This is a genomic window from Synechocystis sp. PCC 7509 (assembly GCF_000332075.2).
In the GTDB taxonomy this organism is placed as follows: Bacteria; Cyanobacteriota; Cyanobacteriia; order Cyanobacteriales; family Chroococcidiopsidaceae; genus Aliterella.
In genome coordinates this window covers 1,493,692-1,517,707 of sequence record NZ_ALVU02000001.1, presented here as the reverse complement: position 1 = coordinate 1,517,707, position 24,016 = coordinate 1,493,692, and the positions used below count along the sequence as shown (strand labels likewise).

The following is a 24,016-nucleotide window of genomic DNA, read 5'->3' as shown; positions in this document are numbered from 1 at the left end:
TACAACTTACGACGAATAAAATAGATTCTGTATTTTAATTTGCTCATTTCTAGCATTCGTTGCCTAGGCTTGAGAACAGCTAAACGCATTTCCTCTAATACAGACAATTTGAGGCAAATAAAACAGATTCTATGTTTTGTTAATTTACTTGCTCATTTCTAGCATTCGTTGCATAGGCTTGAGTGCTGCTAATCTAACTTCCTCAGACATAGTTATTTCTGGCGTGCGGTTTTTCATCGCTAAATACAGCTTTTCTAAAGTATTTAGCCGCATATATGGGCATTCATTACAAGCACAGTTATTTATCGGGGGTGCAGGGATAAAGTGCTTGCCGGGAGCGTCTTTTTGCATTTGGTGAATAATCCCCGGTTCGGTGGCAACGATAAAGGCTTTTGCCGAGGATTTTGTACAGTATTTGAGTAAAGCTGTAGTAGAACCTATATAGTTAGCGTGGCGCAGTACGCTTGTCTCGCATTCGGGATGAGCAATTATTTCCGCTTCGGGATGAGCAATTTTTAATTCAACTAGCTTTCGTTCGGAAAAAGTTTCGTGAACAATACAGCTACCTTGCCACAGTAGCAAGTCTCGCCCGGTTTGTTCCATCACGTAACGTCCCAAATTGCGATCGGGTGCAAAAATAATCGGCTGAGTTTCGGGAATTTGCTTGACAATTTGCACAGCGTTAGAACTTGTGCAAATAATATCGCTCATCACCTTAATTTCGGCAGTGCAGTTAATGTAGGAAATGACTAAATGATCCGGGTTAGCAGCTTTAAAAGCGGCAAACTCTTGCGGCGGACAACTATCAGCCAACGAACAGCCAGCATCTAAGTCTGGTAATAATACTAATTTATTGGGATTGAGAATTTTTGCCGTCTCTGCCATAAAATGAACGCCAGCAAAGACAATTACATCGGCATTTGTACTAGCGGCTTGTCTGGAAAGTCCTAAAGAATCGCCAATATAATCGGCGACATCTTGAATATCCGGTTCTTGGTAGTAGTGAGCTAAAATTACAGCATTTAACTCTTTTTTAAGATCGGAAATTGCTGCAAATAAATCTATAGGTAACTCATTAGCGGGACTTTTTTGAGCAAGGGCAGTTGTAAACACAGGTTTTAAATAGCTTAATCAGTTCTAAATTTAATTATAGTAGTTTTTACCAAAACTAGCTGTGGGACTTTTTTCTGTCAAAATAGATTGAGGTTTCCTATCCTAGGGAAAGACAGGCAAGGAAAAAGGGATGACCAGCCAGAGAACGCACGAACAAAAAGATAATATTTTCTCTAGCAAATCGATTAAAATCGCTGTTGTCGGAGACATACACGATCGCTGGGAAACCGCCGACGAAATCGCCCTTCAGCATTTGGGTGTAGATTTAGTATTATTTGTGGGAGATTTTGGCAACGAATCGGTACAGGTAGTACGAGAAATTGCCGCAGTAAAGCTGCCTAAAGCCGCAGTATTTGGCAATCATGACGCATGGTACAGCGCTTCAGACTGGGGTAAACAAAAATGCCCCTACGATCGCCAAAAAGAAGATTGGGTTCAAGACCAGATAGATTTATTAAAAGAAATTCATGTAGGTTATGGTAAGCTCGATTTTCCTGACTTAAAACTCACTGTAGTTGGTAGCCGTCCGTTTAGCTGGGGTGGAGAAGTTTGGAAAAATGCCGAATTTTACAAAGAAAGGTTTGGAGTTACAAGTTTTGCCGAGTCTACAGCCAAAATAGTAGCCGCCGCCGAAACCGCAGCTTATGAAACAATAATATTTCTTGGTCATAATGGGCCCGTAGGTTTAGGAAGTAACGCCGATGATCCCTGTGGGAAAGATTGGCAACCTCTAGGCGGCGATTATGGCGATCCTGATTTGACAGAAGCGATCGCTCAAGTGCGAAAATTAGGTAAAACTATTCCTTTAGTTACCTTCGGTCATATGCACCACGATCTAAGGTATACAAAACAACAGTTAAGAAAGACGTTTTTAGTCAGTCCTGAAGGAACAATGTATCTAAATGCGGCGCGCGTTCCCCGAATTATCACAACTCCTCAAAGGGACGTGCTGCGAAACTTCTCTTTAGTATATTTACAAGCTGGAGTAGTTACTCAAGCCTCTCTAGTTTGGGTAGGCAAGGATTTTACAGTGGTATCAGAAGAAATTGTTTATCAGCAACCAAATCAAGTAGTGCAGCCAGTGCGATCGTAAGGTATGATGGTTATCTGTCAGTTTTGACCGACTGATAAATTGGAGAGGTGGCAGAGTGGTCGATTGCGTCTGACTTGAAATCAGATGAAGTGAAAGCTTCCGGGAGTTCGAATCTCCCCTTCTCCGTTGCTTTAAGACAAAACAATCAAAACATTTAATGATAAAGTTCTTGCTTTTTAACTAGAGATGCGTCCCCATTCTTGAGCTTTTCCTTTGTAGGCATCTGTCACTTCACCAATATGTTTAGCAGAAATTAGGCGCATATTAGTATCTTTTAGATTTGATTTAAAAAATTCTTTAAATCCACCTTCACCTCTAAAAAAAATCTCTATAGCAGATTTTAACTTTTCATCTTCCGAAGTAGATAGTTCGTGGTGAAGGTGACATACTGTATGTACTGGAAATTCAAGATCGTCTTTCTGTTTTACTTGAATGCCTACGGTGCTAAAACAATTACTATCGAAGCCAACTAATCTAATATTGTCAAGATTGCCCTTTCTTAGTAGTATTCCTAGGGCAATCTTTTCCAAATCACACTCGCTTTCCGCCAGCCATAAAGAAGGAAGTCCGGTTCCCTGCTTGATATCTTTTAAATAAGCGCTTGCATATTCATCTGGAATAGCACGCATCTCTCTGCCTTTTTGCCATTTAGTAAGACTACCAACGCTTCTATAGTACCGTAGCACTCATAAATCCTATAGTGACTCTAAATAATCCAATACAAAAGAACTTGTCTCATTTTTAAGTATGTCTTTTGCTTCCTCAAGCATACTTTCAGCAATTGACACTTCACCTAAAGCAAAACTTATTGCTTCTAATGCTGCATATCTTGCTTCTGGACAAGAATGCCGAAGGAGCTTTTTTATCATACTACTAGCTTTTTGTGAGTAGCGATTTTTTTCCAGGAAAGGTCCAAAAAGCCTTGCTAAAGCTAACAATTGTGAAATTGTTAATCGATCAATTATTGCCTCTAGAAAGCTTATATCTCTATCCGAAAATAGTGTACGACCTTCTAATAGCTGATTATAGATTTCCTCAACTCTATCCTCAAATTCAGAAATATTTGAGCTACTAAATAAATGGTAAGAGACAGAAGACATTGACAACCGAGTCATTCGTACATGAGCTATTGCTTTTTTAGCCTCATGAATGATTATTCCCTGCTCTTTACTTGTACCTTGACTAGAGTTAGTAAAAGTATTTTTTTCGTCTTTTAGTATAGTAAGTGTTGAACTCATTGAAAAAGACTCCTTGTTTTATCTGTTATGCTCTCATCAAATATTTTGCTTCTAAACTTACGCAATTTATTTTCAAATATATTTCTAATTTCAGTATCATCCATAGTGAGATCGTTTTCTTGAAATACATCAATATCTAAAATTAAAGGTATGCTATCCTTTTCTAAATCTAATTGATCATCTCTTGGAATAGTTTGATTAATAATTGCTCTGACGTTACTATCTTCTTGATTAGCTACCACGATTCTTAGAAAATAGTCTAATATTGTTACTGAAAATGTATCAGGAGTCTCCGGTAAGATTCTCATATAATCTTTTAAATTTATTTGTTCTGCTGAAGGAATTAAAATTCGATTAATATACCGTAAAGCAACACGCTTTACCGCTTTAGGAGCTGCAATTTCTACATAGAACTGCCATAGCTTGTAAGCTTCTTCATAAAAATCTTTCCAATTTTGATATGGTTTGACTTGACTAAAAGTAAAGCCATCCAATTTAACTTGAGCAATCTTTTTTTCATCATCAGAAATAAAAATAAACCCTAAATGACTGGATGATGATTGAATTTCTAGAGGTAAATTTACTTCAAAATTAAGCTGCCCCAAAAACTCCATCTGTGGTTTGTTATTAGGATATTTTCCTCCGACTTTTTCCCGGAATGCTAAAAGTTCGTTTACTTGAAACTCATCAGATAATTCGACCTTTATATCGAATATTGCTTCAACAATTGGAGAATTAGCAAGCCTCATTATGTACCTTTAATCAAAAATGATTTTACCTATGAAAAATAATAGATTGTTCATTTTTTTATGTTCATCACCAAGCTTAACAACCTCTAAACGAGCGTGCTTGCATTTATCTGTAAAACTTAAAGTAACTTCCTAGTTCCAATAGTATCTTTGTATTGTGTTATGGTTAGAAACCGAGATACAGTACACCAATTATATACATACCTAGTTTAGCTTTTAAGCTTACTAGATAATTTACCTTTTTTTCGAGCGATCGCCCATCTGCGAAGGTGGTCTAAAAGTACACCATTGAGTGAATTCCTGATGACGGCGACTTAGCGATCAAACGTCTTAATCTATTTGGCGATCGCGCACCCTATTTACTCTCTAATCAAGCGCTCCTCTACCGCTACATCGCCGCTACTAATTACTTGCGCTACTACGCCCGTTTCTTGATGCTGGAAGTGCTGCTTTAACAAAGAAAAAAGCTTAATATCTTGTTCTCCGGTATCGGGATTGACATCAATATTCAAGCAGCGAGTAATCGGCGCAGAGATCCTAATTCTTGCTTGTCCTATTTGTAATTCTTGTCCTACCCAATTAAATTCTTCCCAAGCTGGTACTCCTTCTAGGACAACATTAGGGCGAAATCGCCGTGCATCTATTTCTTGTCCTGCGGCGCTAGAAAGTGCGTCTAAAGTTGCTTGACTAACTAAGGATATATGCACAGGTTGGCGATCGCTATACCGAGTTTTACCTTCTGGATCTCCAATTAGGCGCAAAGTTCCTTTTTGAGGGCGGTGGGGGGCTATATACTCGCTAAAAAAGCTACTTAGGCGATCGCGTCCTGCTTGATTATTAGTTGCAGCACTTACTAACTCTCTATCGTTCTGTTTAACTGTCAAAATAGTTGTATTGCTGTCGTACTGACAATTTAAAGCTGCTAAAACTGGTAAATCGCACTGCATGGCAAAGTTTTTTTTCTGCATCCAAGGTATCGCAGTGTCGGGAACATCGGTAGTAACGCTTTCATACATTAAGGCAAAAGCGCGATCGCCTGGGATACCATGTTCTACTTGCAAAAATACGCGATCGCATTTTTGGGGAGTTAAACCTTTAACTGGATGCGTAAATAATTCTTTGACTAATGCCGTACTATTCATAAGCTTAATCGGGTCTAGTTTTTAACGGTAATTGAGGCGAATTTTCAATTTTTTTACTTACTTTACCGCCTAAACTCTGAAAATAGATACCACCTATAGTTAACAAAAACACGACATAAGCGATTGCTTGCACGATAAACAGGTTTTCTGTGTAGCCAAATAAAGCATTAAATACTATCCCTGGAAACTGGTCATCGGGCAGGATTTTTGATGTATTCCAAACTCTCGCACCCAATATACAGGAAGGGTTTTTAGTAAACCTTTCGTAGTAAAAGCACAAACCTTGAGAAGAACGATCCATTTGTGACAGCGTTGCAAAAGCTACGTCAAAGTGTCCCAAAGCTGCTACCACTAATCCGGCGACAATTAGCAGCAATAACACTCCCATAGTTTTAAAAAACAAACGGATGTTAATTTTAACTCCCCATTGGAACAGCATTACACCAATTGCGGCGGCAGTTATTACCCCCGCGATCGCCCCAAAAGCAGGAAATAAGCCTTGTTGAAAGTTGGCAGCGATAAATAGTACGGTTTCAAAGCCTTCTCGCACTACAGCTATCAAAATTAAGGTAAAAACGCCCCAGCCAGCATTTTTGTCTTGCAAAGCGGCGCTAATTGTTCCTTCTACTTGGGCTTTCATAAATCTAGCTTGGCGAGTCATCCACACTAACATCCAACTCAGCATAGCGATCGCAATTACACTAAATCCGCCTTCTAATAAGGGTTCAACTACCGTCGTGTACTTTGGATTAGCGGCGCTAATGATGGGGATTGCAAGGCTAAAAAGTATTCCAACTATTGCACTAACAATAATTCCTACTCCTACACCCGCATAAACCCAAGAGTTTAAGCCCTTTTGCCCAGCTTTTTTTAAGCAAGCTAGGACAATTCCTACTACTAAAGCTGCTTCTACTCCTTCGCGGAGAGTAATTACAAACGTAGGTATAGCTGCACTAAAATTCATAGTTTGTTTTGGCGTTGCTGAGTTGGTAATGGGTAATTGGTAAGAAAATCGTCACATTTTTAGCAACGCCGATTTTTTAAAGGCAGAGGGTTAATAAAATTATCCGCCTCTGCCATCATATTTTGTCTTAAATTCCATTACCGCTAAAATCGCGCAACATTTTTTTGATTTGTATGTTGTGTAATTCTTCTGTTCCGATCATTGTCCGCGCAAATTCTTCTAAATACACGCTGGCATCGCTGACAGTATCAAGCAATATTTTATACAATTCTAGTGCTTTCTTTTCGTGATTTAAACTTTCTTCCAGAATATTTTTTACTGAATGCTGAAAAGTTTCTTCCATTGGGGCAATTCTCAAACTGGGATGCCCTTCTAAACCTGTCAAAATCTCCCCTACTTGCTGGGCGTGGGTAAGAGATTCTGTTGCTTGCATTTTAAAAAATTCTACAATCGGGATACGATTCGGGCCTGTCACCATCAAGGAATAGTGGGTGTAACGTACTACCCCAGCTAGTTCAAATTCCATGATGGAGTTAAGCAAAGCGATCGCTTTTTCTGTGTCAAGTTCGCGCATAATTTTTATTGTTGGGCAGTGGTGTTACTGTCTACCACTTTTTGCGACTCTTTTTCAATAGTTTTAATCAACTGTGTAACTAAAGATGGAGGGTTGACAGGAGTTGCTGGAGGAATAACGGTGGGCCAATTTTTAGTTAATTCGCTCATGTTAGTCGTGATAGATTTATCAGTGTCCGCATTTCCTGCACTTACTTGACTGGAAATACCTTTGTATAACTCCTCTGCATAGTTGACAAAACCACGCGAGTCTTGATACTCAATAGCGGCGGATATTTTGCCATTAGCGATCGCTGCGGTATATTCAGAATTAGCCGTGTCTAGCAAACCATTGATTACTTGTAAAACAAATTCTGGTGAAGATCGCATTACTTCTGGTAAAGCTGCGATCGCATTATCTACCGATTTCACTGCTTCAGTAAAATTAGTATCTACCTTCGCCGATTTAGCTTTTACTAGGTCTTGCAAACTAATTAAACTTGTTTTAAATTCCGGGACATTACGCTCGTTTAATTGGTCTTCTACATCGATATAAATTTCTTCTACTGGGTGTCCAATATGAGGTTCAGCTTGAGCAGGTTTTTGTAAATCTAAGAGTTCTTTAGCTACTAACAAGTGTCCCTTCATTAATCCCAGCTTAGTCATATAATCAACATCTTTAGCAACACCTGTAAGCACAATGTCTTCAATTGTCACAATGTCCTTAATTTGCTCGTATTGCGCTTGACTAATAACTTTTTTACTTACTAATTCTTCTGGGCTTCCATAAGGACGTTGCGCTTGAATTTGATTAGATAAAGCCGGAATACCTAACTTTGCCTCTAGTTTATCTAACTCCGACAAAATAGCATTGTTGATATTGATTTTGTTTTTGCCTGTTGCTACTACCGCCGGGCTAGAAACGTTACTAGGCGAGACATTTGGTGCTACAACTGACGGCGTTTGATTGCAGCTAAATAAAACTGAAAGCATAGCCGCCGCCAAAGTGAGAAACAAAAACTTGATAATAGACATGGTACTTATTTAGTGTTATTGGAAAAACTTTGTTAACTAGCTGGGATAACTTCAAATAGACCCATACAACCTGATTGCGCGATCGCATCTTGATGAGGATGGAACATATATTTGCCCGGATATTTGTAAGCAAATTCTAAAATATGTCTCTCCGCCGTCCCCATTGTAATTACATCGCTTTCTTCTGTAGGCTTAAGAGTTCTACCCGTTTTATAAACTTGAAAAAAGTTAGCATGGAGGTGGAAAGTAGCCACCGGATCGAACTCAATCATGTTGAGTAAATAAAGCCGCACTAGCTGATTTTGATAGATAGGAATCGGATGAGTTTTATAATAATTTGGTAGTCCGTTAAAAGCGTAAAACTCATTAATGTTATCGTCGTTTGTGTCAAATCCTCCCATAACTAATACAATCTCATCGGCTGGGGGGCGGGGTTTAGGAGGATCGATAATAAACATTCCATACAATCCCTTGCTAATATGCCGCGTTACGGGGTCAGTATGGCAATGGTACAATTGAACGCCAAAAGGTTCGGCATCAAACTCGTAAATTGCGGCATTTCCGTGACGTACTGGGCGCAAACCATCAGCTTCCGCCGGATGAATGCCGTGAAAGTGCATAGAATGGGAATGTCCGCCATTATTGTAAAATACTACGCGGATGCGATCGCCCTGAGTTGCCCTTAATGTTGGCCCTGGAATCCGATTGTTAAAATTCCAAGTATTAAAATTAACCGCGCTATTTAAAGCAATTGTGGAATTTTCCGCAACAATTTTAAACTCTCTAATCGTCCGTCCTTTTTCCTGTTTTACCGTCCCGTAATCAAAATCTCGCACTATTGCCATCGGATTATTGCTATCTTCTGGCAAGTCGCTAGATGAACTATTGGGAATCCGCACAGGTACAGACTTTTGATTAATTGCTTGATAAGCAAGGGCTGCGCCCGTAATACCTACCCCAGCTAAAGCAATTTCTAAAAATTGTCGGCGGCTCAATCGTAGCTGTGCCTTAGCTTGTAGTGTATCGTTGCCCATATTGTGTGATCGCGCTGATTACTATTTATTGCAAATTATTTGCAATTACGTCCAATGGTTAGTATAGGCGATCGCAGTTCTTATCGTCAATAATTCTCAATAAGTTAATGATGAATATCTAAATTCAATGTATAGCGTCCCATTTGCACTTTTTCCGACCACAACTCATATTCCAAGCGCAAATTTTCGGGTATTGTCCGCCCTACAAGTTTTAAATTACAAGTAAAATTTCGCAATCGCAGTTGTTCTTGAGGTTTGAACGACTGACTTTGCAGCCAATAATAGCTATAGCCATAAGTCCCTTGTTGCCATGAATGACGATAACTTACTTTTCCACTTGCTTGCATACTCATAGTCACTCGATGAGGGGAAATATCTAGCCACAGCAAACGGGGAGTAGCTACTTCTAGATGCTGCAAAGGTGGTTCATGTAAGACTATATGGAACTGCTCACAGGTTTTTTGATATAGTGTTGCAAAAGTTTCTACAACTGACCACAGAGGTAGGTCTGTGGAGACTAGAGACAGACTTACAGGCAAGCGATGTTGGGTAAGCATGATGAGTAAAAAACAGACTTAAAAAGCCTTTAATCTTGTGTTGTAGGATAAGAAGCGATCGTCAACGCTATTTGCTTAAAGTCAAATAAAGACTTTTCACTACTCTTTGTACTGAGAACTATTCTAACTCAGTCTCTCTAGCTAATATACTTACGATCGATGATTTGACCGATGACAATTTTTGTTATTGTTGACTACATTTCCTGTAAAATTGTTCCGTTTTCCTGGCGATAATAACTAGATTTTGACCCATCCTACTCGTATTTCTGTAATTATTCCGGTTTTAAATGAAGCCGAAAATATTGCCGATACCCTCGCCAGTACAAAAAATGCAGAGGTAATTGTTGTTGATGGTGGTAGCCAAGACAATACAGTACAAATAGCGCAAGCCTTGGGAGTTAAGGTTTTGCTCTCTAATTGTGCTAATCGCGCCCAGCAAATGAACTTAGGCGCACAAGTCGCCACCGGAGAGATTTTATTATTTTTGCACGCCGATACTCGTTTGCCGAGACAATTTGATACTATGGTTCATCAAGCAATTGCTAGAAAAATTGCGGCGGGTGCGTTTGCATTGAGAATTGATAGTTCTTTGCGGAGGCTAAGATTAGTTGAAATAGCTGTAAATGTGCGATCGCGCATTTTTGCGTTACCCTATGGAGATCAAGCTATATTCCTTGATGCCAAACTATTTCACAAATTAGGTGGTTTTGCTAATTTGCCAATTATGGAGGATTTTGAGCTAATTTGTCGTTTGCGACGCAGAGGACAAATTGCAATTATTTCTACTCCCGTTGTCACTTCAAAAAGGCGCTGGCAAAAGTTGGGAATTATTCAGACTATTTTCATTAATCAAGTAGCAATTATTGCTTACCTTACTGGTATTTCCCCTAATAAAATTGCTACATGGTATCAAAGATAACTAGATCAGTGTGTAGTAGGCACAGATGAATTAATATCAAAAATAAATAATGAAAATTATTTAGAAATGAAAAGCTTAAAACCGCTTGCATCCATTGGTTTATTTGTTTTAGCTGGAGTAGTAACAGCTATGGCGATAACTAATCCAGATTCCGCAACCTATGAAGAATATGCAGTAGAACAACTTACTACTTACTTAAAAAATGATGTTTGCACTCAAGTACCCAAAGCCTTTGAAACTCTAGTTCAAGGCTCTTGCGCCTCCTTAATTGACTCCAATCGCCCGCAGATACAGCAAATTATTGTTCGCAGTACGCAAAGACAAAATTTTATCTTGTTTAGTATTTATCGCACTAACATATCAATTACTTCTGTTGTGCCTCTGTATCGCTTTAAAACACTTGGAGTAATGCAAAACTTTTATACTTATTCTGCCGAACAACAATAAGATGCAGCAAAATATACAGATAAAGTAAAATGCGATCGCCTATGTTAATAAAATAAGTACAAGTAGTTGCAACTAAATACTTACCCAATGCCTTCAGCCTATTTGTTAGTAGCTCATGGAAGCCGAGATCCGCGTCCTCAAATGGCGATGGAGCAACTAGCCAAACTAATTTATCAGCATAAGTTAGAGGATGCCCACAAAGGCAAGTACCCCTATAAAAATGCCACCAGTGCGATCGCAATTCTAGAACCCTTAGTAGATGTAGCCTACTTAGAGCTAGATCCGCTCCCTTTACACGCACAGATTAAACAAAAATGCGATCGCGCTTTAGCTTGTGGATACGACAAATTACAAGTTTTACCCTTATTTCTGCTTTCTGGGGTTCATGTCATGGAAGATATACCCCAGGAAGTGGCAAAAGCGCGGCAAATAAGCAACCCAAAAGTAACTATAGAGTTGAAAACTCATTTAGGTACTCAACCAGGCTTAATTGAGTTATTAAAAAAACAAATGGCAAATACTACCGCCGAAGCCTGGATTTTAATTGCTCATGGTAGCCGTCGCCCTAGTTCTAAAGCCCCTATTGAAGAAATTGCCCGTAAAATAGGCGCATCTTCTGCTTACTGGGCGATTTCGCCAAGCTTAGAGACACAGGTAGAAAAGTTAAAGAGTAATGGCTATAAAAAAATTGGAATTGTGCCATACTTTTTATTTGCAGGTGGTATTACTGATGCAATACTGGCTAAGGTTAACGAACTAAAACTCAAATTCCCAGGTATAAATGTTCAATTAGTAGAACCATTAGGCGCTAGTACAGAACTTGCAAATTTAATTATTAATTTAATTGAGTAATGAACGATAACACAGTTAAAAAGTGTTTAGGTAAAGTTTATTTAGTAGGTGCAGGCCCAGGAGATCCAGGACTATTTACACTCAAAGGTAAAGGATTATTAGAGTGTGCCGATGTCGTAGTTTATGATGCTTTGGTTAGTGCGGCAATTTTGCAAATGATTAATCCTCAAGCAGAAAAACTAGATGCCGGAAAGCGTCGGGGTCGTCATTCTTTAAGTCAAGATGAAATTACGCAATTATTAATAGCTAAAGCCCAAAATAACGCGGTAGTAGTACGTTTAAAAGGCGGCGATCCGTTTGTATTTGGGCGCGGTGGCGAAGAAATGGCAGACTTAGTAAAAGCTGGAATAAAAGTAGAAGTTGTGCCTGGTGTAACGTCAGGAATTGCCGCCCCAGCCTACGCAGGTATACCTTTAACCCATCGAGACTATAGCTCCTCAGTCACCTTTGTGACCGGGCATGAAGGCGCAGGGAAGTACCGCCCAATCGTCAAATGGAGGGCGATCGCTCATGGTTCAGAAACGATTGTCGTTTACATGGGAATTCACAATTTAGCCCATATTGTCGAGCAGTTGCAATTAGCTGGATTAAGCGCCAATACTCCCATTGCTTTAGTGCGTTGGGGTACGAGAATTGAGCAAGAAGAATTAATCGGGACGTTAACGACAATTGTCAAGCAAGTAGAAATATCTCAATTTAGCGCCCCGGCGATCGCAGTTATTGGGGAAGTTGTAAACTTACATCATATTTTGCCTAGCTATCGCCCAATTATGTAATTTTTACTTTGGTCGCCAAGTAAGCAGTTAAAATCAATAACATAACCCTCAATAATTGAGATAACAGCAATGGTAGCCTCCGAATCTGTCACTCAAAAAGATATCATTTACCCCGACAGTGACGGGCAACCGATGGCAGACAATACCAAGGAATTTGAATTAATTGTACTAATTAAAAAAAACTTGGATTTGCTATTAGCGAACGATGCCAATGTGTTTGTAGCTGGCGATTTACTTTGGTATCCCGTTGAAGGCAATAATAAGCTTAGAGTTGCTCCCGATGTAATGGTTGCTTTTGGTAGACCAAAAGGTGAACGCGGTTCTTATCAACAATGGCAAGAAGATAACATTGCTCCTCAAGTAGTTTTTGAAATTCTCTCCCCTGGAAATACCACTAAGGAGATGAATAACAAACACCGATTTTATCAACGCTACGGGGTAGGAGAATACTATCTTTATGACCCAGATAGTAACAAATTGTTGCTTTGGCTGCGCTCTAAAGACGAACTAGAAGCTATCGAACAAGTAGCTGGTTGGGTAAGTCCGCGTTTAGGCATAAGATTTGAATTGTCTGCAAGCGAACTAAAAATTTATCGCCCTGATGGTCAACCATTTCTTAGTTATCTAGAAGTAGAACAGCAAAGACAACAAGCCCAACAACGAGCCGAACAAGCCGAAACTCAATTGCAAGCTCTCCGCGCTTTGCTTCAAGAACGAGGAATTGATCTAGAAAACCTGTGATAGAAATTAGTTTGCAAATTGAAGAAAATGGCGAAAGATTAGACCTTTATCTTGCCCAAAATCTCAGCGATTTATCTCGTTCTCGTCTCCAACAGCTAATTGCTGAAGGAAACGTTCAAGTTAATGGCAAAATCTGCCTTTCTAAAAAAGCTACCGTCCAAAAAGGCGATCACATTTTAATCCAAATTCCCGATGTCCAACCTCTAGACCTCAAAGCTGAAAACATCCCCCTAGATATTCTCTATGAAGATGATGCTTTGCTAATTGTCAATAAGCCTGCGGGTTTAGTCGTTCATCCCGCTCCCGGTCATCCTGACGGAACGCTAGTAAACGCTCTTTTAGCTCACTGTCCCAATTTACCGGGAATAGGTGGCGTACAACGTCCGGGAATTGTCCACCGTTTAGATAAAGACACAACAGGCGCAATTGCGATCGCCAAAACAGATTTTGCTCAACAACACTTGCAAGCCCAACTGAAAGCTAAAACAGCCCGGAGAGACTATTTAGGCGTTGTCTACGGCGTTCCAGCTACCCCAAAGGGCAAAATTGACCTTCCCGTTGGTCGCCACCCCGTAGACCGCAAAAAAATGGCAGTTGTCCCCATCGAAAAAGGTGGGCGCAATGCTATTACCCATTGGGAAATTATCGAAAGGCTAGACAACTACACCTTGATGCACTTTCAGCTAGAAACTGGGCGCACCCATCAAATTCGCGTTCATAGTGCTTATATCGGACATCCTATTGTTAACGATCCCCTCTATAGTTCTGGTAAAAATATCGGCGTAAATCTCCCTGGTCAAGTTCTCCACGCTTGGAAACTTCAACTGATCCATCCTGTAACTAGCGACTTTATTTCAGTTACTGCACCCCTACCCACAGCATTTTTGACTCTTTTAGAGGTTCTACGCCGTAGAACTTCCGCAATTATCAGCAATATTTAGAAATATTTTTGTTATGTAACTTTACATAATTATTTATTTTAGTATTCTCATTTTGTCTGAATCTCTCTTTAGGACTGCATTTGGTCAATTATAAAAATAATATTAAGCGTCTCAACAAACTTTGTATAAGTATAAATACTACTAAGTTTTGTAACAATAAATTAGATAAGTAAAAGCTGGAAACCCTGATTATTAGGTGAAGACGGCTGCTAAAATCCGTCAAAATTTAGCATTAATAATTTGTAATAAACATGGTCGCAACAGCATTGTATAAACATAACCTAGAGAGGATAAACAACAGCCAAAGCCATGATTTAGTCAAGTTCGCTCATTTCTCATATAAAAAAGAAATTTCTCAGATTTCTCGCTTTTAAAGTTTAAAACTTTAAAAGGAACTAAGAGAAAAAACGATCGGCGACTTGAATAAAATGTTTTTTGTGTCTGTTCTATCTATCCAACATTTTCGCTTTTTAGCAAAACTGCACTCAAAAGTTAAGCAATTAGGAGAATTGAGTTCATGTTAGACGCATTCGCTAAGGTAGTTTCTCAGGCTGATTCAAAAGGTGAATTTTTGAGCGGCAATCAGTTTGATGCGCTGTCAAATATGGTTAAAGAAGGCAACAAGCGTATTGACGCAGTAAACCGGATCAGCACAAATGCTTCTAGCATCGTTTCTGACGCTGCTCGCGCTTTGTTTGAAGATCAGCCTCAACTAATCCAACCAGGCGGAAACGCTTACACCAACCGTCGTATGGCAGCTTGTCTGCGCGACATGGAAATTATCTTACGTTACGTTACCTACGCACTAATGGCTGGTGACGCTAGTGTACTAGACGATCGCTGCCTAAATGGCTTGCGCGAAACTTACCAAGCATTGGGCGTACCCGGCGGTTCAACTGCTTCTGGCGTACAAAAAATGAAAGATATCGCCATCAACATCGCTAATGATGCCAAAGCTTCCGGTATTGTTCAAGGCGATTGCAGTGCAATTATGTCTGAATTAGCAAGCTACTTCGACCGCGCTGCATCTTCTGTTGCTTAACTAACGATTTAGTTAAGTCAAATACTTGAAAAAAAATTGCAAAACAAGTTTAAAGGAGAAATCTAAAAAATGAAAACACCAATTACCGAAGCGATCGCCTCTGCTGATACCCAAGGACGTTTTTTGGGCAATACTGAATTACAAGCAGCTAATGGTAGATTTGCTCAAGCTAACGCTGGCTTAAATGCAGCGCGTGGTTTGACACAAAGCGCTCAAAAGCTAATTGACGGTGCTGCAAACGCAGTTTACCAAAAATTCCCCTACACCACCCAAATGCAAGGGCCTCAGTACTCCTCCGATTCACGCGGTAAAGCTAAGTGCGCTCGTGACATTGGTCACTACTTGCGGATGATTACTTACTGCCTAATTGCTGGTGGTACAGGACCAATGGATGAGTATCTAATTGCTGGATTGGATGAAATCAACCGTTCTTTCGAGCTATCTCCTAGCTGGTACATCGAAGCTTTGAACCACATCAAAGCAAATCATGGTATGAGCGGACAAGAAGCCAACCAAACCAACACCTACATCGACTACGCAATTAGCGCCCTAAGCTAGTTTTAGAGTAGTTTGCCCGGAAGAATAAGTGAGTGTTGGCGCACGAGAGATATTGTTGCTAACAGTTACTAATTTTTCCGGGCATTGTTTTTCAAGAGCCTCATTATAAAAATCTAAATAACAGCATAGGGACGGTTTATGAGCGCTTTAATGGTGAACACTTTAGCAGCCGCAGGATCGCTTGGGCTTTCTGCGTTCGATGCTTCTTCACGAATTGAATTGCGACCAGATTGGACAGAGAGCGACTTACAAACGGTAATTCGAGCCGTTTACCGTCAGGTATTGGGTAACGACTATATCATGAAATCCGAGCGCCTAGTTTCGGCAGAATCGTTACTAAGACAAGGAAGCATTACAGTACGCGAATTTGTCCGGGCGGTAGCCAAATCTGAGTTATACAAAAATAAATTTTTCTACCCCAATTCAAATCAACGTTTTGTTGAAGTCAATTTTAAGCACCTTTTAGGTCGCGCTCCTTACGATGAAGCTGAATGGGCAATTCATACTGGGCAGTGCGAGGAGCAAGGCTACGATGTAGATATTGATTCTTACATTGACAGCATCGAATACGAGCAAAAGTTTGGCAATAGCGTTGTTCCTTACTACACCGGATTTATGGTAGATGCGGGAGTTAGAACCGTAGGCTTTACTAGAATGTTTCGGTTGTATCGAGGTTATGCTAGTAGCGATCGCGGATCTGTCGGCGGAAAGTCTCCTAGGTTAACGCGTGAACTCGGTCAAAACAAAGCCGGGACAATCGTTAAGCCTTCTGGTGGCGGCTCAAGTTGGAGACATGGCGGCTCTATTCCTCAAGACTCCGCTTCGGCTAAAGCTTTGGGCGGGACTCCCCAAGAAAGCGGACGGATGTTCAGAATTGAAGTAACAGGAATTTTGCAACCAGGCTATCCTTACGTGCGCCGTAGTGCTACAGCAATTATGGTTCCCTACGAGCGACTATCGCAAAAGTACCAAGAAATCGTCAGAAAAGGCGGCAGAATCGTCAGCGTTACACCAGCTTAAGCTGTAGGCTGTTAGCAATTGGAGAATTTAATTCAACTAAGAGCTAACAGCTATTTATTAATTTACAGGAGCAATAATAGATGTTTGGTCAAACTGCACTTGGTAGTAGCAGGCTTAGTGGAGCCGAAAATCGGATGTTCCGCTACGAAGTTGAGGGAATGCGTCAAACCTACGAATCAGACCAACTCAGCTATCCGATTCGTGAGAGTGGCAGCTTTTACATTACCGTGCCATACAATCGCATGAATGAAGAAATGCACCGCATCAACCGCATGGGCGGCAAAATCGTTAGCATTAAACCGTTGACACTAGAAGATAGCAATAGTCAAGCAAAAACTGAAGCGGCCACCGCTAATCAAAACCTTGAAGCTAAAGGTAAAAGTAAAGCGACCGGCGCTCAAGAAAAAGCAAAATAACTATAGGAGCTAACACAATGTTCGGTCAAACAATCGTCGGGACTGGCGGTATTTCTTCCTCTGCTAGTCGGGTATTTCGTTACGAAGTTACGGGCTTAAAGCAAAACGAAGAAACAGACAAAAATAATCATGGTATTCGGCGCAGTGGTAGCGTATTTGTTACCGTGCCATACAGCCGCATGAATGAGGAAATGCAAAGAATTACTCGTTTAGGCGGCAAAATTGTGAATATAGAATCTTTAACTAGCGAGTCTGCTAAAAGCTAAAGCTCCGATGGTGGATTCTAGTCCTGAAACCGTAACGCCGTTGACCGAGGAAAGTGCGATCGCCTCTTTGCAGCAAGAAGACTTGAGTCTGCGTTACTATGCCGCTTGGTGGTTGGGAAAATTTCGCATCCGCACAAAAGCAGCCGTAGACGCTTTAATTGTTGCCTTAGCTGACGAAGATCACCGCACCGAGCTTGGAGACTACCCCTTGCGTCGCAATGCGGCTAGAGCGTTGGGCAAATTGGAGGATAAAAGCGCTATTGATAGCTTAATTCAAGCTTTGGAATGTTCTGACTTCTACGTGCGCGAAGCTGCTGCTCAATCGTTGGAAATGCTCGGCGCTACTACGGCTATCCCCGCTTTAAAATTGCTACTAAATAGTGGAACAGAAGCAACAAAGCAAGTTACCGGAAGACCTCACTCACTAGAGCCTTGTGAAGCTGTAATCGAAGCCTTGGGCAGTTTGGGCGCAACAGAAACCGTGCCACTAATTGAAAGCTTCCTAAACCAGCCTGTAGTCAAAGTACAGTACGCCGCCTTACGCGCTCTGTACCAACTGACTCAAAATGATGTCTACGGACAACGTCTAGTTGATGCACTAAAGGGTAGCGATGTCAAGTTACGTCGGGTAGCTTTAACGGATTTAGGGGCAATTGGTTATTTACCTGCTGCCGAAGCGATCGCCCAATGTTCTGTAGAAAGCAGTTTTAAGTTAATTGCTCTGAAGGGATTATTAGAACATCTTGCCCTCCAAGCCAATTTATCTGATGCTATTCGGGTAATGAGTCTTATGGATTCTCTACTATAAGCTAATTTTCAATGACAGCCCTACAAGAACTAATCCAATCCGTCGAACAAGCGTCTGAACCTGCCCAATTAGTGGCAGCAGTGCAGGCTTTGGTAGCCGTTAAGGATAAACAGGCAATTTCTACTTTAATTGCTGTATTGGGGTATAACAACCCCGCCGCCGCGATCGCCGCCGTAGCTGGACTAATTGAACTAGGCACGGATTCCGTGCAACCATTAATGGAACAATTAGATGAGTACAACTATGGAGCAAGAGCGTATTCAATTCGGGCATTAGCCGCGATTTGCGACCCCCGCGCTCTAGAGTTATTTATCAATGCGGCCACTACAGATTTTGCGCCTAGCGTCCGTCGGGGGTCAGCTATTGGTCTAGGAAGGTTGCAATGGGATCGACTGAACCCAGAGCAGGTTTATCCGGCTCAACAGCAAGCAATGGCAACGCTTTTATCAATCTCCGGCGATACTGATTGGTCAATTCGTTACGCGGCGACGGTGGGATTGCAAGCACTAGCAAAGATTCCCGAATTAAAAGCGCAAATAACGAGTCATTTTGACGGGCAAAGTCAAACGGAATCGGATGTAGGAGTGCGATCGCGCCTCCACTGGGCGCAACAAGTTTTATCTCAAGTATAAAAACAGGTCAATTTATTATGTCAATACCATTACTTGAAGTTACACCAAAAACGCAAAACCAGCGCGTTGAAGGCTATGAAGTCCCCGACGAAGATAAACCAAGAATTTATCGCGCTGCCGATGCTACCACCGGTACAGACATTAACGATCTAATTTGGGCAGGTTATCGGCAAATTTTCAGCGAACATTTAATTTTAGAAAGTTACCGCCAACTATACCTAGAATCGCAATTACGCAATCGGGCGATTACAGTGCGCGATTTTATCCGGGGATTGGGTAAGTCGGAAGTCTACCGGGAATTAGTTGGGGAGACAAATTCTAACTATCGCTTGGTAGATATCACTTTTAAGCGGTTTTTGGGACGCGCTAGTTACGATCAAGACGAGCAAATCGCGTGGTCAATTGTTATTGCTACTCGCGGCTTACATGGCTTTATAGACGCAGTGGTAGACAGTGAGGAATACCGCGAAAACTTCGGTAACGATATTATTCCTTACCAACGTCGCCGTTATAAAGATCGCCCCTTTAACCTAGTTAATCCTCGCTATGGCAATGATTTCCGCGATCGCCAATCTTTGCGAGCGATCGGTGGGCGTTCCTTCTATCAAACCCGCCAAACGGGAGAAGTTACCAAAGAAGTAGTCAGAAAAGCTATTCCTAGCAACTTTATGTCTATGGCTGGAGGGCTTTTACTTACCGAAAACAACTACCAGCGCACCATCGCCTCCGTTACGTCCCAAGTCAAAAATATGGAACTTCTCGATATGACTCAAGGACAAAATTCGATAGAACGTACCGTAAAGCCCAAAGAAGCCGCCTTACCCTACCGCTACATCCCCGCAGCGAACCCCAAGGTATAGGCAATTTGTTCACAGCAAAACTCACCCGTAGTTATTACCATGTCAATCCCTTTACTTGACTACAAACCTTCTTCCCAAAATCAGCGCGTTGCTGGCTACGAAGTATCCAACGAAGATACGCCCTGGATTTACCGGATTGAAGACTGCTCAAATCCCAACGACGTACTAGACTTAATCAACGCCGCTTACCGCCAAGTTCTCAGCGAACACCAAATTTTACAGTTTAACCGCCAAGTTCAGCTAGAATCGCAGCTAAAAAACCGCTCGATTAGCGTCCGCGATTTTATCCGAGGAATAGCAAAGTCTGATGCTTTCCGCAACTTAGTAGTAGAAACCAATTCCAACTACCGCTTAGTGGAATTATGTCTCAAACGCTTACTAGGGAGAGCGCCTTACAACCAAGAAGAAGAAATTGCTTGGTCAATAAAAGTTGCAACTCTAGGATGGGGTAGCTTTGTAGATGCTTTAATCGATAGTGAAGAATATCGTAGTAGCTTTGGCGATAATACCGTACCCTTCCAACGCCGCCGTTACAAAGATAGACCAACTAACTTAGTTACCCCTCGCTATGGCAACTACTGGCGTGACAAACTAGAAACGGAGCGCTACAAGTGGGGCGATATCAACAACTTTATGGATATGGCAAAAAGCCTCAGTATCCGCGTTGTTGTTCCTCAACCCGTTCAAACAGCTAACATTCAAATTCCTGACATGACGCGAGATAATAAAGAAGCCGCCGTTTCAATTAATCCTTCGGCGAGCTTTCCTACTCGGTTATAAAAGTCGTTTTGACTACATTATTCACCCTATTTAATGGAGAAAAGCAGCATGGAACTACCGTTGCTTGAATACAAGCCAACAACTCAAAATCATCGCGTCGCCAGCTTCGGTAAGGCAGACCTTGATGAGGACACACCTTACATCTATCGGATTGAAGACGCAGATTCAGCTACCGCGCTTCAAGAGATAATTTGGGCAACCTATCGCCAAGTTTTTAGCGAACACGAAACCCTGAAAGCTAACCGTCAAATTCAACTAGAATCCCAAGTAAAAAATCGCAGCATTACCATCCGCGACTTTATCCGGGGACTTGCAAAATCTGCGCGGTTTTACGAATTAGTTGTTGGCGTTAACAATAACTATCGTTTAGTTGATATTTGTCTCAAGCGCTTTTTGGGTCGTTGTGCTTACAACAAAGCTGAAGAAATTGCTTGGTCAATTAAAATTGGGACTTTGGGTTTCTATGGCTTTGTAGATGCCTTAATCGATTCTCCAGAGTATACCGACGCTTTTGGCGACAACGTTGTACCTTACCAACGCAAGCGGATGGAAGGACGACCATTTAACCTGGTAACTCCTCGTTACGGCGAAGATTACCGCGAACAAGTAGGCACAGTCAAGACCGATTGGCGTTTTACCTTGGACGAATACTACAGCCGCAAGAACAAAGAACGCCGTCTTCCCGAAGGAGATCCCGGCAAATACCGCGAAATGGCAGCCGCCGTTAATACAAAAAATAACTACGCGCAGAAAGTCTCGGCTTTTGACTTGGATTACTTAAGCTTAGTTCCGGTACGGGGCAGACGCTAGAAAATTAGGATAATTTAATTAGCGTGTCTTCACTGGGTTTAGTTTCTGTTTTAATTTGGTAAATAGCCAATATTGGTTTGTTATCAAGTTTTAGCAAAGGCTAAACCCAGTTGTATTTTGTGCCAGTAAAAAAGCCGCTCCAGAAGGTGAAGCGACTTTTTATTTAATCTACGGACTAAAAAAGGCAGACAAATTTTTTGTTTTAAGTTTGATGCCCAGCCTAACAAGCTAGAATCTACTCTTTTACAGGTATTGCCGCTAGTTTAACGTTTGTTGCTAAACCTAAAGTTTGCAGCAATCGAATAGTTAGCCAAGTTAAATCGAATTCCCACCACTGCAAACCATGACGAGCCGAATACTGAAAAGCATGGTGATTATTGTGCCAACCTTCACCGAATACCAGTAAAGCTACCCACCAACAGTTAGTAGAATTATCTCCAGATTCGTGACTGCGATAACCGAACTTGTGAGTTGCGCTATTTACTAGCCAAGTGCAGTGATAAACCACTACTACACGGGCGAAAATTCCCCAAACTACAAAAGACCAGCCGCCGAGGAGTAAAAGTATTACTCCTAAAGCAACTTGAATCCCGATCATATTCTTTTGATAAAACTGATAAACAGGATCGTCAGAAATATCTTTGATATAGCGGGAAATTTCGTCTTGAGCAGGGGCGTGGTGAATCATCCAACCTAAGTGACTCCACCAAAAACCTTTATTAGAATCGTGCGGATCTAAGTCTTGGTCAGAATGCAAGTGATGTATACGGTGCATTCCAATCCATTCAAAAGGGCCACCTTGACAAGCAAGGGTTCCGCAAAGAGCTAGAAAATACTCTAGCCACTTAGGAGTTTGAAAGCTGCGGTGAGTAACTAGGCGGTGGAATCCTAGAGTAATCCCCAAGCCTCCAGTTACCCAGTATAGAAAGAAGGCAACGCCTACTGCTCTCCAGTTAAAATTGCTGGGAAGTAGGGCAAATAATGCGCCAATATGTAGAGCCGCGAAAAAAGTGATATTTACCCAGTTGAGTGTGGGTTTGGTTGAGGTGGCAATCGTCATGCAGTACCCTTAATACGAATAGTCTTACCGATCTTACGTGAATTTATAAATAGTTCACTAATCTCGATTGCGAAAAAAGTCATGATTAACAGCGCCCAGGTGCTAAGTTCAGCAGAACAAGCACTATTTCCTATTTTTTATAAAATTGACTCTCAGGTCAAGCAAAATCTCCAAAAAGTTTTAGCATCTTTCCGTGATCACCGGGTAGGGGTTCATCATTTTGCCGGAGTAAGTGGCTACGGACATGATGACCTAGGACGGGAAACTTTAGATCAAGTATTTGCTCAAGTAATGGGCGCAGAAGCCGCCGCCGTGCGAGTGCAGTTTGTTTCTGGCACTCACGCGATCGCCTGTGCTTTGTTTGGCGTTCTCCGTCCTGGGGATGAGATGTTAGCAGTAGCTGGTACTCCTTACGACACATTAGAGGAAGTGATTGGTATCCGAGGTAACGGACAAGGTTCACTATTAGATTTTGGCATTAGTTACCGCCAATTGGATCTAACTCCCGAAGGAACGATCGCTTGGGAAAATTTAAAACAAGGAGTGAGCGATCGCACAAAGCTTGTTTTAATTCAGCGATCCTGCGGTTATTCTTGGCGCTTTAGCTTATCTATTAACGATATAGAAAAAATTGTGGCGATCGTTAAACAGCAAAATCCTAATACTATTTGTTTTGTCGATAACTGCTATGGGGAATTTATCGAAGACAAAGAACCCACTGCCGTAGGAGCGGATTTGATGGCGGGATCGCTAATTAAAAATCCTGGCGGCACAATTGTGACGGCTGGTGGCTACGTTGCGGGTCGCGCTGACTTAGTAGAGGCTGCTGCCTGCCGCTTGACTGCTCCGGGAATTGGTAGTTATGGTGGCGCAACCTTTGACCAAAATCGGCTGCTTTTTCAAGGGCTTTTTCTTGCGCCGCAAATGGTAGGAGAAGCAATTAAAGGCAATCACTTAACAGCTTACGTATTTGACAAGCTTGGTTATCCTGTTAATCCCTTACCAATGTCTCCTAGACGGGATGTGATTCAAGCAATTAAACTGGGTTCGCCGCAAAAACTAATTGCCTTCTGCAAGGCGATCCAACAGCATTCTCCCATCGGTTCCTACTTAGACCCCGTTCCGGGAGAAATGCCGGGTTACGAGAGCTTGTTGGTAATGGCTGGCGGCACATTTATTGATGGTAGTACCTCCGAATTTTCTGCTGATGGCCCTTTGCGAGAACCCTATGTAGTGTTTTGTCAGGGGGGGACTCATTGGACGCACGTGGCGATCGCTCTTGAAGCTGCTATTGTTGCTGTAGAAGCAATTTAAATCTTGGTTTCTAGAACCTTATTTTGAGAGCGATCGCCTAAAAATTTCGCCTTAGCCAGATTCTGACGTATAGGTTGGAGTGCGATCGCCCGCAAACTCAAGTAATAATTGGACAAAATTATCCGAAATTGCCTAAATTCCTGCTGTATTAGAAATAAATTGTACTACTTGTTAAATAGTCTCAATAGTTTGAAAAACTTAATTGATAGTAAATAAGCTTAGTAAAATTTGCATTTTACTATTTTAAGTTGTACAAGCATTTTACAGTAAATATCACCATTGCTATTAGTACAATTT

29 protein-coding genes and 1 tRNA gene are annotated in these 24,016 nt (G+C 41.4%); 19 read left to right on the top strand and 11 right to left on the bottom strand.

Annotated features, from left to right (window positions below):
* Nucleotides 1-144: 144 nt before the first annotated feature.
* Complete coding sequence (nadA, locus tag SYN7509_RS0207720) at nucleotides 145-1,113, bottom strand: quinolinate synthase NadA (protein ID WP_009632156.1); 969 nt, start codon at nucleotides 1,111-1,113, stop codon at nucleotides 145-147.
* 130 nt (nucleotides 1,114-1,243) lie between these two features.
* Between nadA and SYN7509_RS0207715 the strand changes: the two genes are divergently transcribed.
* Entirely contained in the window at nucleotides 1,244-2,206 is a 963-nt protein-coding gene (locus SYN7509_RS0207715) for a TIGR04168 family protein (RefSeq protein ID WP_009632155.1), read from the top strand.
* A 41-nt stretch (nucleotides 2,207-2,247) separates the two neighbouring features.
* Nucleotides 2,248-2,332: transfer RNA gene (locus SYN7509_RS0207710), tRNA-Ser, on the top strand.
* A gap of 50 nt (nucleotides 2,333-2,382) precedes the next feature.
* On the opposite strand, the gene SYN7509_RS0207705 is transcribed toward SYN7509_RS0207710, so the two are convergent.
* The 9 genes from SYN7509_RS0207705 to SYN7509_RS0207665 form a co-directional block, all read right to left on the bottom strand.
* A complete protein-coding gene (locus SYN7509_RS0207705) occupies nucleotides 2,383-2,892 on the bottom strand; it encodes a hypothetical protein (protein ID WP_009632154.1) in 510 nt (169 codons plus the stop codon).
* Nucleotides 2,893-2,901: 9 nt separating this feature from the next.
* Nucleotides 2,902-3,444 (bottom strand): hypothetical protein, encoded by a 543-nt coding sequence (locus tag SYN7509_RS0207700; protein WP_009632153.1) that lies wholly within the window; start codon nucleotides 3,442-3,444, stop codon nucleotides 2,902-2,904.
* The gene (locus SYN7509_RS0207695; protein ID WP_009632152.1) at nucleotides 3,441-4,193 is read right to left on the bottom strand and encodes a TIGR04255 family protein; all 753 of its coding nucleotides are present in this window, start codon (nucleotides 4,191-4,193) and stop codon (nucleotides 3,441-3,443) included. The genes SYN7509_RS0207700 and SYN7509_RS0207695 overlap by 4 nt, the downstream gene beginning before the upstream one ends.
* Before the next feature lie 359 nt (nucleotides 4,194-4,552).
* Entirely contained in the window at nucleotides 4,553-5,335 is a 783-nt protein-coding gene (locus SYN7509_RS0207690) for an MOSC domain-containing protein (protein ID WP_009632150.1), read from the bottom strand.
* Nucleotides 5,336-5,339: 4 nt separating this feature from the next.
* On the bottom strand, nucleotides 5,340-6,299 hold the full coding sequence (locus SYN7509_RS0207685; RefSeq protein ID WP_009632149.1) for an FTR1 family iron permease: 960 nt from the start codon (nucleotides 6,297-6,299) through the stop codon (nucleotides 5,340-5,342).
* 127 nt (nucleotides 6,300-6,426) lie between these two features.
* The gene (locus tag SYN7509_RS0207680) at nucleotides 6,427-6,873 is read right to left on the bottom strand and encodes a ferritin-like domain-containing protein (RefSeq protein WP_009632148.1); all 447 of its coding nucleotides are present in this window, start codon (nucleotides 6,871-6,873) and stop codon (nucleotides 6,427-6,429) included.
* Between the two features lie 5 nt (nucleotides 6,874-6,878).
* Complete coding sequence (locus SYN7509_RS0207675; RefSeq protein ID WP_009632147.1) at nucleotides 6,879-7,886, bottom strand: ComEA family DNA-binding protein; 1,008 nt, start codon at nucleotides 7,884-7,886, stop codon at nucleotides 6,879-6,881.
* Between the two features lie 32 nt (nucleotides 7,887-7,918).
* On the bottom strand, nucleotides 7,919-8,920 hold the full coding sequence (locus SYN7509_RS0207670; RefSeq protein ID WP_009632146.1) for a multicopper oxidase domain-containing protein: 1,002 nt from the start codon (nucleotides 8,918-8,920) through the stop codon (nucleotides 7,919-7,921).
* 104 nt (nucleotides 8,921-9,024) lie between these two features.
* Nucleotides 9,025-9,477 (bottom strand): hypothetical protein, encoded by a 453-nt coding sequence (locus SYN7509_RS0207665; RefSeq protein ID WP_009632145.1) that lies wholly within the window; start codon nucleotides 9,475-9,477, stop codon nucleotides 9,025-9,027.
* A gap of 244 nt (nucleotides 9,478-9,721) precedes the next feature.
* Between SYN7509_RS0207665 and SYN7509_RS0207660 the strand changes: the two genes are divergently transcribed.
* From SYN7509_RS0207660 to SYN7509_RS0207585, 16 genes are all read left to right on the top strand, one after another.
* The gene (locus SYN7509_RS0207660; RefSeq protein WP_009632144.1) at nucleotides 9,722-10,396 is read left to right on the top strand and encodes a TIGR04283 family arsenosugar biosynthesis glycosyltransferase; all 675 of its coding nucleotides are present in this window, start codon (nucleotides 9,722-9,724) and stop codon (nucleotides 10,394-10,396) included.
* A gap of 66 nt (nucleotides 10,397-10,462) precedes the next feature.
* Nucleotides 10,463-10,843 carry a DUF4359 domain-containing protein gene (locus tag SYN7509_RS0207655; protein WP_009632143.1) on the top strand — a complete coding sequence of 127 codons (381 nt, stop codon included), beginning with the start codon at nucleotides 10,463-10,465 and terminating at the stop codon, nucleotides 10,841-10,843.
* 87 nt (nucleotides 10,844-10,930) lie between these two features.
* Nucleotides 10,931-11,695: a sirohydrochlorin chelatase gene (locus SYN7509_RS0207650; protein WP_009632142.1), complete on the top strand. Its 765-nt coding sequence runs from the start codon at nucleotides 10,931-10,933 to the stop codon at nucleotides 11,693-11,695.
* Nucleotides 11,695-12,471, top strand: a complete 777-nt coding sequence (cobA, locus tag SYN7509_RS0207645; RefSeq protein ID WP_009632141.1) for a uroporphyrinogen-III C-methyltransferase — start codon at nucleotides 11,695-11,697, stop codon at nucleotides 12,469-12,471. The genes SYN7509_RS0207650 and cobA overlap by 1 nt, the downstream gene beginning before the upstream one ends.
* Nucleotides 12,472-12,540: 69 nt before the next feature.
* Nucleotides 12,541-13,212 (top strand): Uma2 family endonuclease, encoded by a 672-nt coding sequence (locus SYN7509_RS0207640; RefSeq protein ID WP_009632140.1) that lies wholly within the window; start codon nucleotides 12,541-12,543, stop codon nucleotides 13,210-13,212.
* Nucleotides 13,209-14,153: an RluA family pseudouridine synthase gene (locus tag SYN7509_RS0207635; protein ID WP_009632139.1), complete on the top strand. Its 945-nt coding sequence runs from the start codon at nucleotides 13,209-13,211 to the stop codon at nucleotides 14,151-14,153. Before SYN7509_RS0207640 ends, SYN7509_RS0207635 begins: the two co-directional genes overlap by 4 nt.
* Before the next feature lie 517 nt (nucleotides 14,154-14,670).
* Nucleotides 14,671-15,195, top strand: coding sequence for a phycocyanin subunit beta (locus tag SYN7509_RS0207630; protein ID WP_009632138.1), 525 nt, complete (start codon nucleotides 14,671-14,673; stop codon nucleotides 15,193-15,195).
* Nucleotides 15,196-15,264: 69 nt separating this feature from the next.
* Nucleotides 15,265-15,753: a phycocyanin subunit alpha gene (cpcA, locus tag SYN7509_RS0207625; protein ID WP_009632137.1), complete on the top strand. Its 489-nt coding sequence runs from the start codon at nucleotides 15,265-15,267 to the stop codon at nucleotides 15,751-15,753.
* Between the two features lie 153 nt (nucleotides 15,754-15,906).
* Nucleotides 15,907-16,773, top strand: coding sequence for a phycobilisome rod-core linker polypeptide (locus SYN7509_RS0207620; RefSeq protein WP_369792307.1), 867 nt, complete (start codon nucleotides 15,907-15,909; stop codon nucleotides 16,771-16,773).
* Between the two features lie 80 nt (nucleotides 16,774-16,853).
* Nucleotides 16,854-17,189, top strand: a complete 336-nt coding sequence (locus tag SYN7509_RS0207615) for a phycobilisome linker polypeptide (RefSeq protein WP_009632135.1) — start codon at nucleotides 16,854-16,856, stop codon at nucleotides 17,187-17,189.
* Nucleotides 17,190-17,206: 17 nt separating this feature from the next.
* On the top strand, nucleotides 17,207-17,455 hold the full coding sequence (locus SYN7509_RS0207610) for a phycobilisome linker polypeptide (protein ID WP_009632134.1): 249 nt from the start codon (nucleotides 17,207-17,209) through the stop codon (nucleotides 17,453-17,455).
* A 7-nt stretch (nucleotides 17,456-17,462) separates the two neighbouring features.
* Nucleotides 17,463-18,263 carry a HEAT repeat domain-containing protein gene (locus SYN7509_RS0207605; protein WP_009632133.1) on the top strand — a complete coding sequence of 267 codons (801 nt, stop codon included), beginning with the start codon at nucleotides 17,463-17,465 and terminating at the stop codon, nucleotides 18,261-18,263.
* 11 nt (nucleotides 18,264-18,274) lie between these two features.
* On the top strand, nucleotides 18,275-18,895 hold the full coding sequence (locus SYN7509_RS0207600; RefSeq protein ID WP_009632132.1) for a HEAT repeat domain-containing protein: 621 nt from the start codon (nucleotides 18,275-18,277) through the stop codon (nucleotides 18,893-18,895).
* A gap of 17 nt (nucleotides 18,896-18,912) precedes the next feature.
* Entirely contained in the window at nucleotides 18,913-19,755 is an 843-nt protein-coding gene (locus SYN7509_RS0207595; RefSeq protein WP_009632131.1) for a phycobilisome rod-core linker polypeptide, read from the top strand.
* Between the two features lie 39 nt (nucleotides 19,756-19,794).
* Entirely contained in the window at nucleotides 19,795-20,535 is a 741-nt protein-coding gene (locus SYN7509_RS0207590; protein WP_009632130.1) for a phycobilisome rod-core linker polypeptide, read from the top strand.
* Between the two features lie 33 nt (nucleotides 20,536-20,568).
* Entirely contained in the window at nucleotides 20,569-21,345 is a 777-nt protein-coding gene (locus tag SYN7509_RS0207585) for a phycobilisome rod-core linker polypeptide (protein ID WP_255327291.1), read from the top strand.
* 235 nt (nucleotides 21,346-21,580) lie between these two features.
* On the opposite strand, the gene SYN7509_RS0207580 is transcribed toward SYN7509_RS0207585, so the two are convergent.
* Nucleotides 21,581-22,405: an acyl-CoA desaturase gene (locus SYN7509_RS0207580; protein WP_009632128.1), complete on the bottom strand. Its 825-nt coding sequence runs from the start codon at nucleotides 22,403-22,405 to the stop codon at nucleotides 21,581-21,583.
* Nucleotides 22,406-22,486: 81 nt separating this feature from the next.
* Here SYN7509_RS0207580 and SYN7509_RS0207575 point away from each other — a divergent pair, with 81 nt between their 5' ends.
* On the top strand, nucleotides 22,487-23,719 hold the full coding sequence (locus SYN7509_RS0207575) for a methionine gamma-lyase family protein (RefSeq protein ID WP_009632127.1): 1,233 nt from the start codon (nucleotides 22,487-22,489) through the stop codon (nucleotides 23,717-23,719).
* Nucleotides 23,720-24,016: the final 297 nt, after the last annotated feature.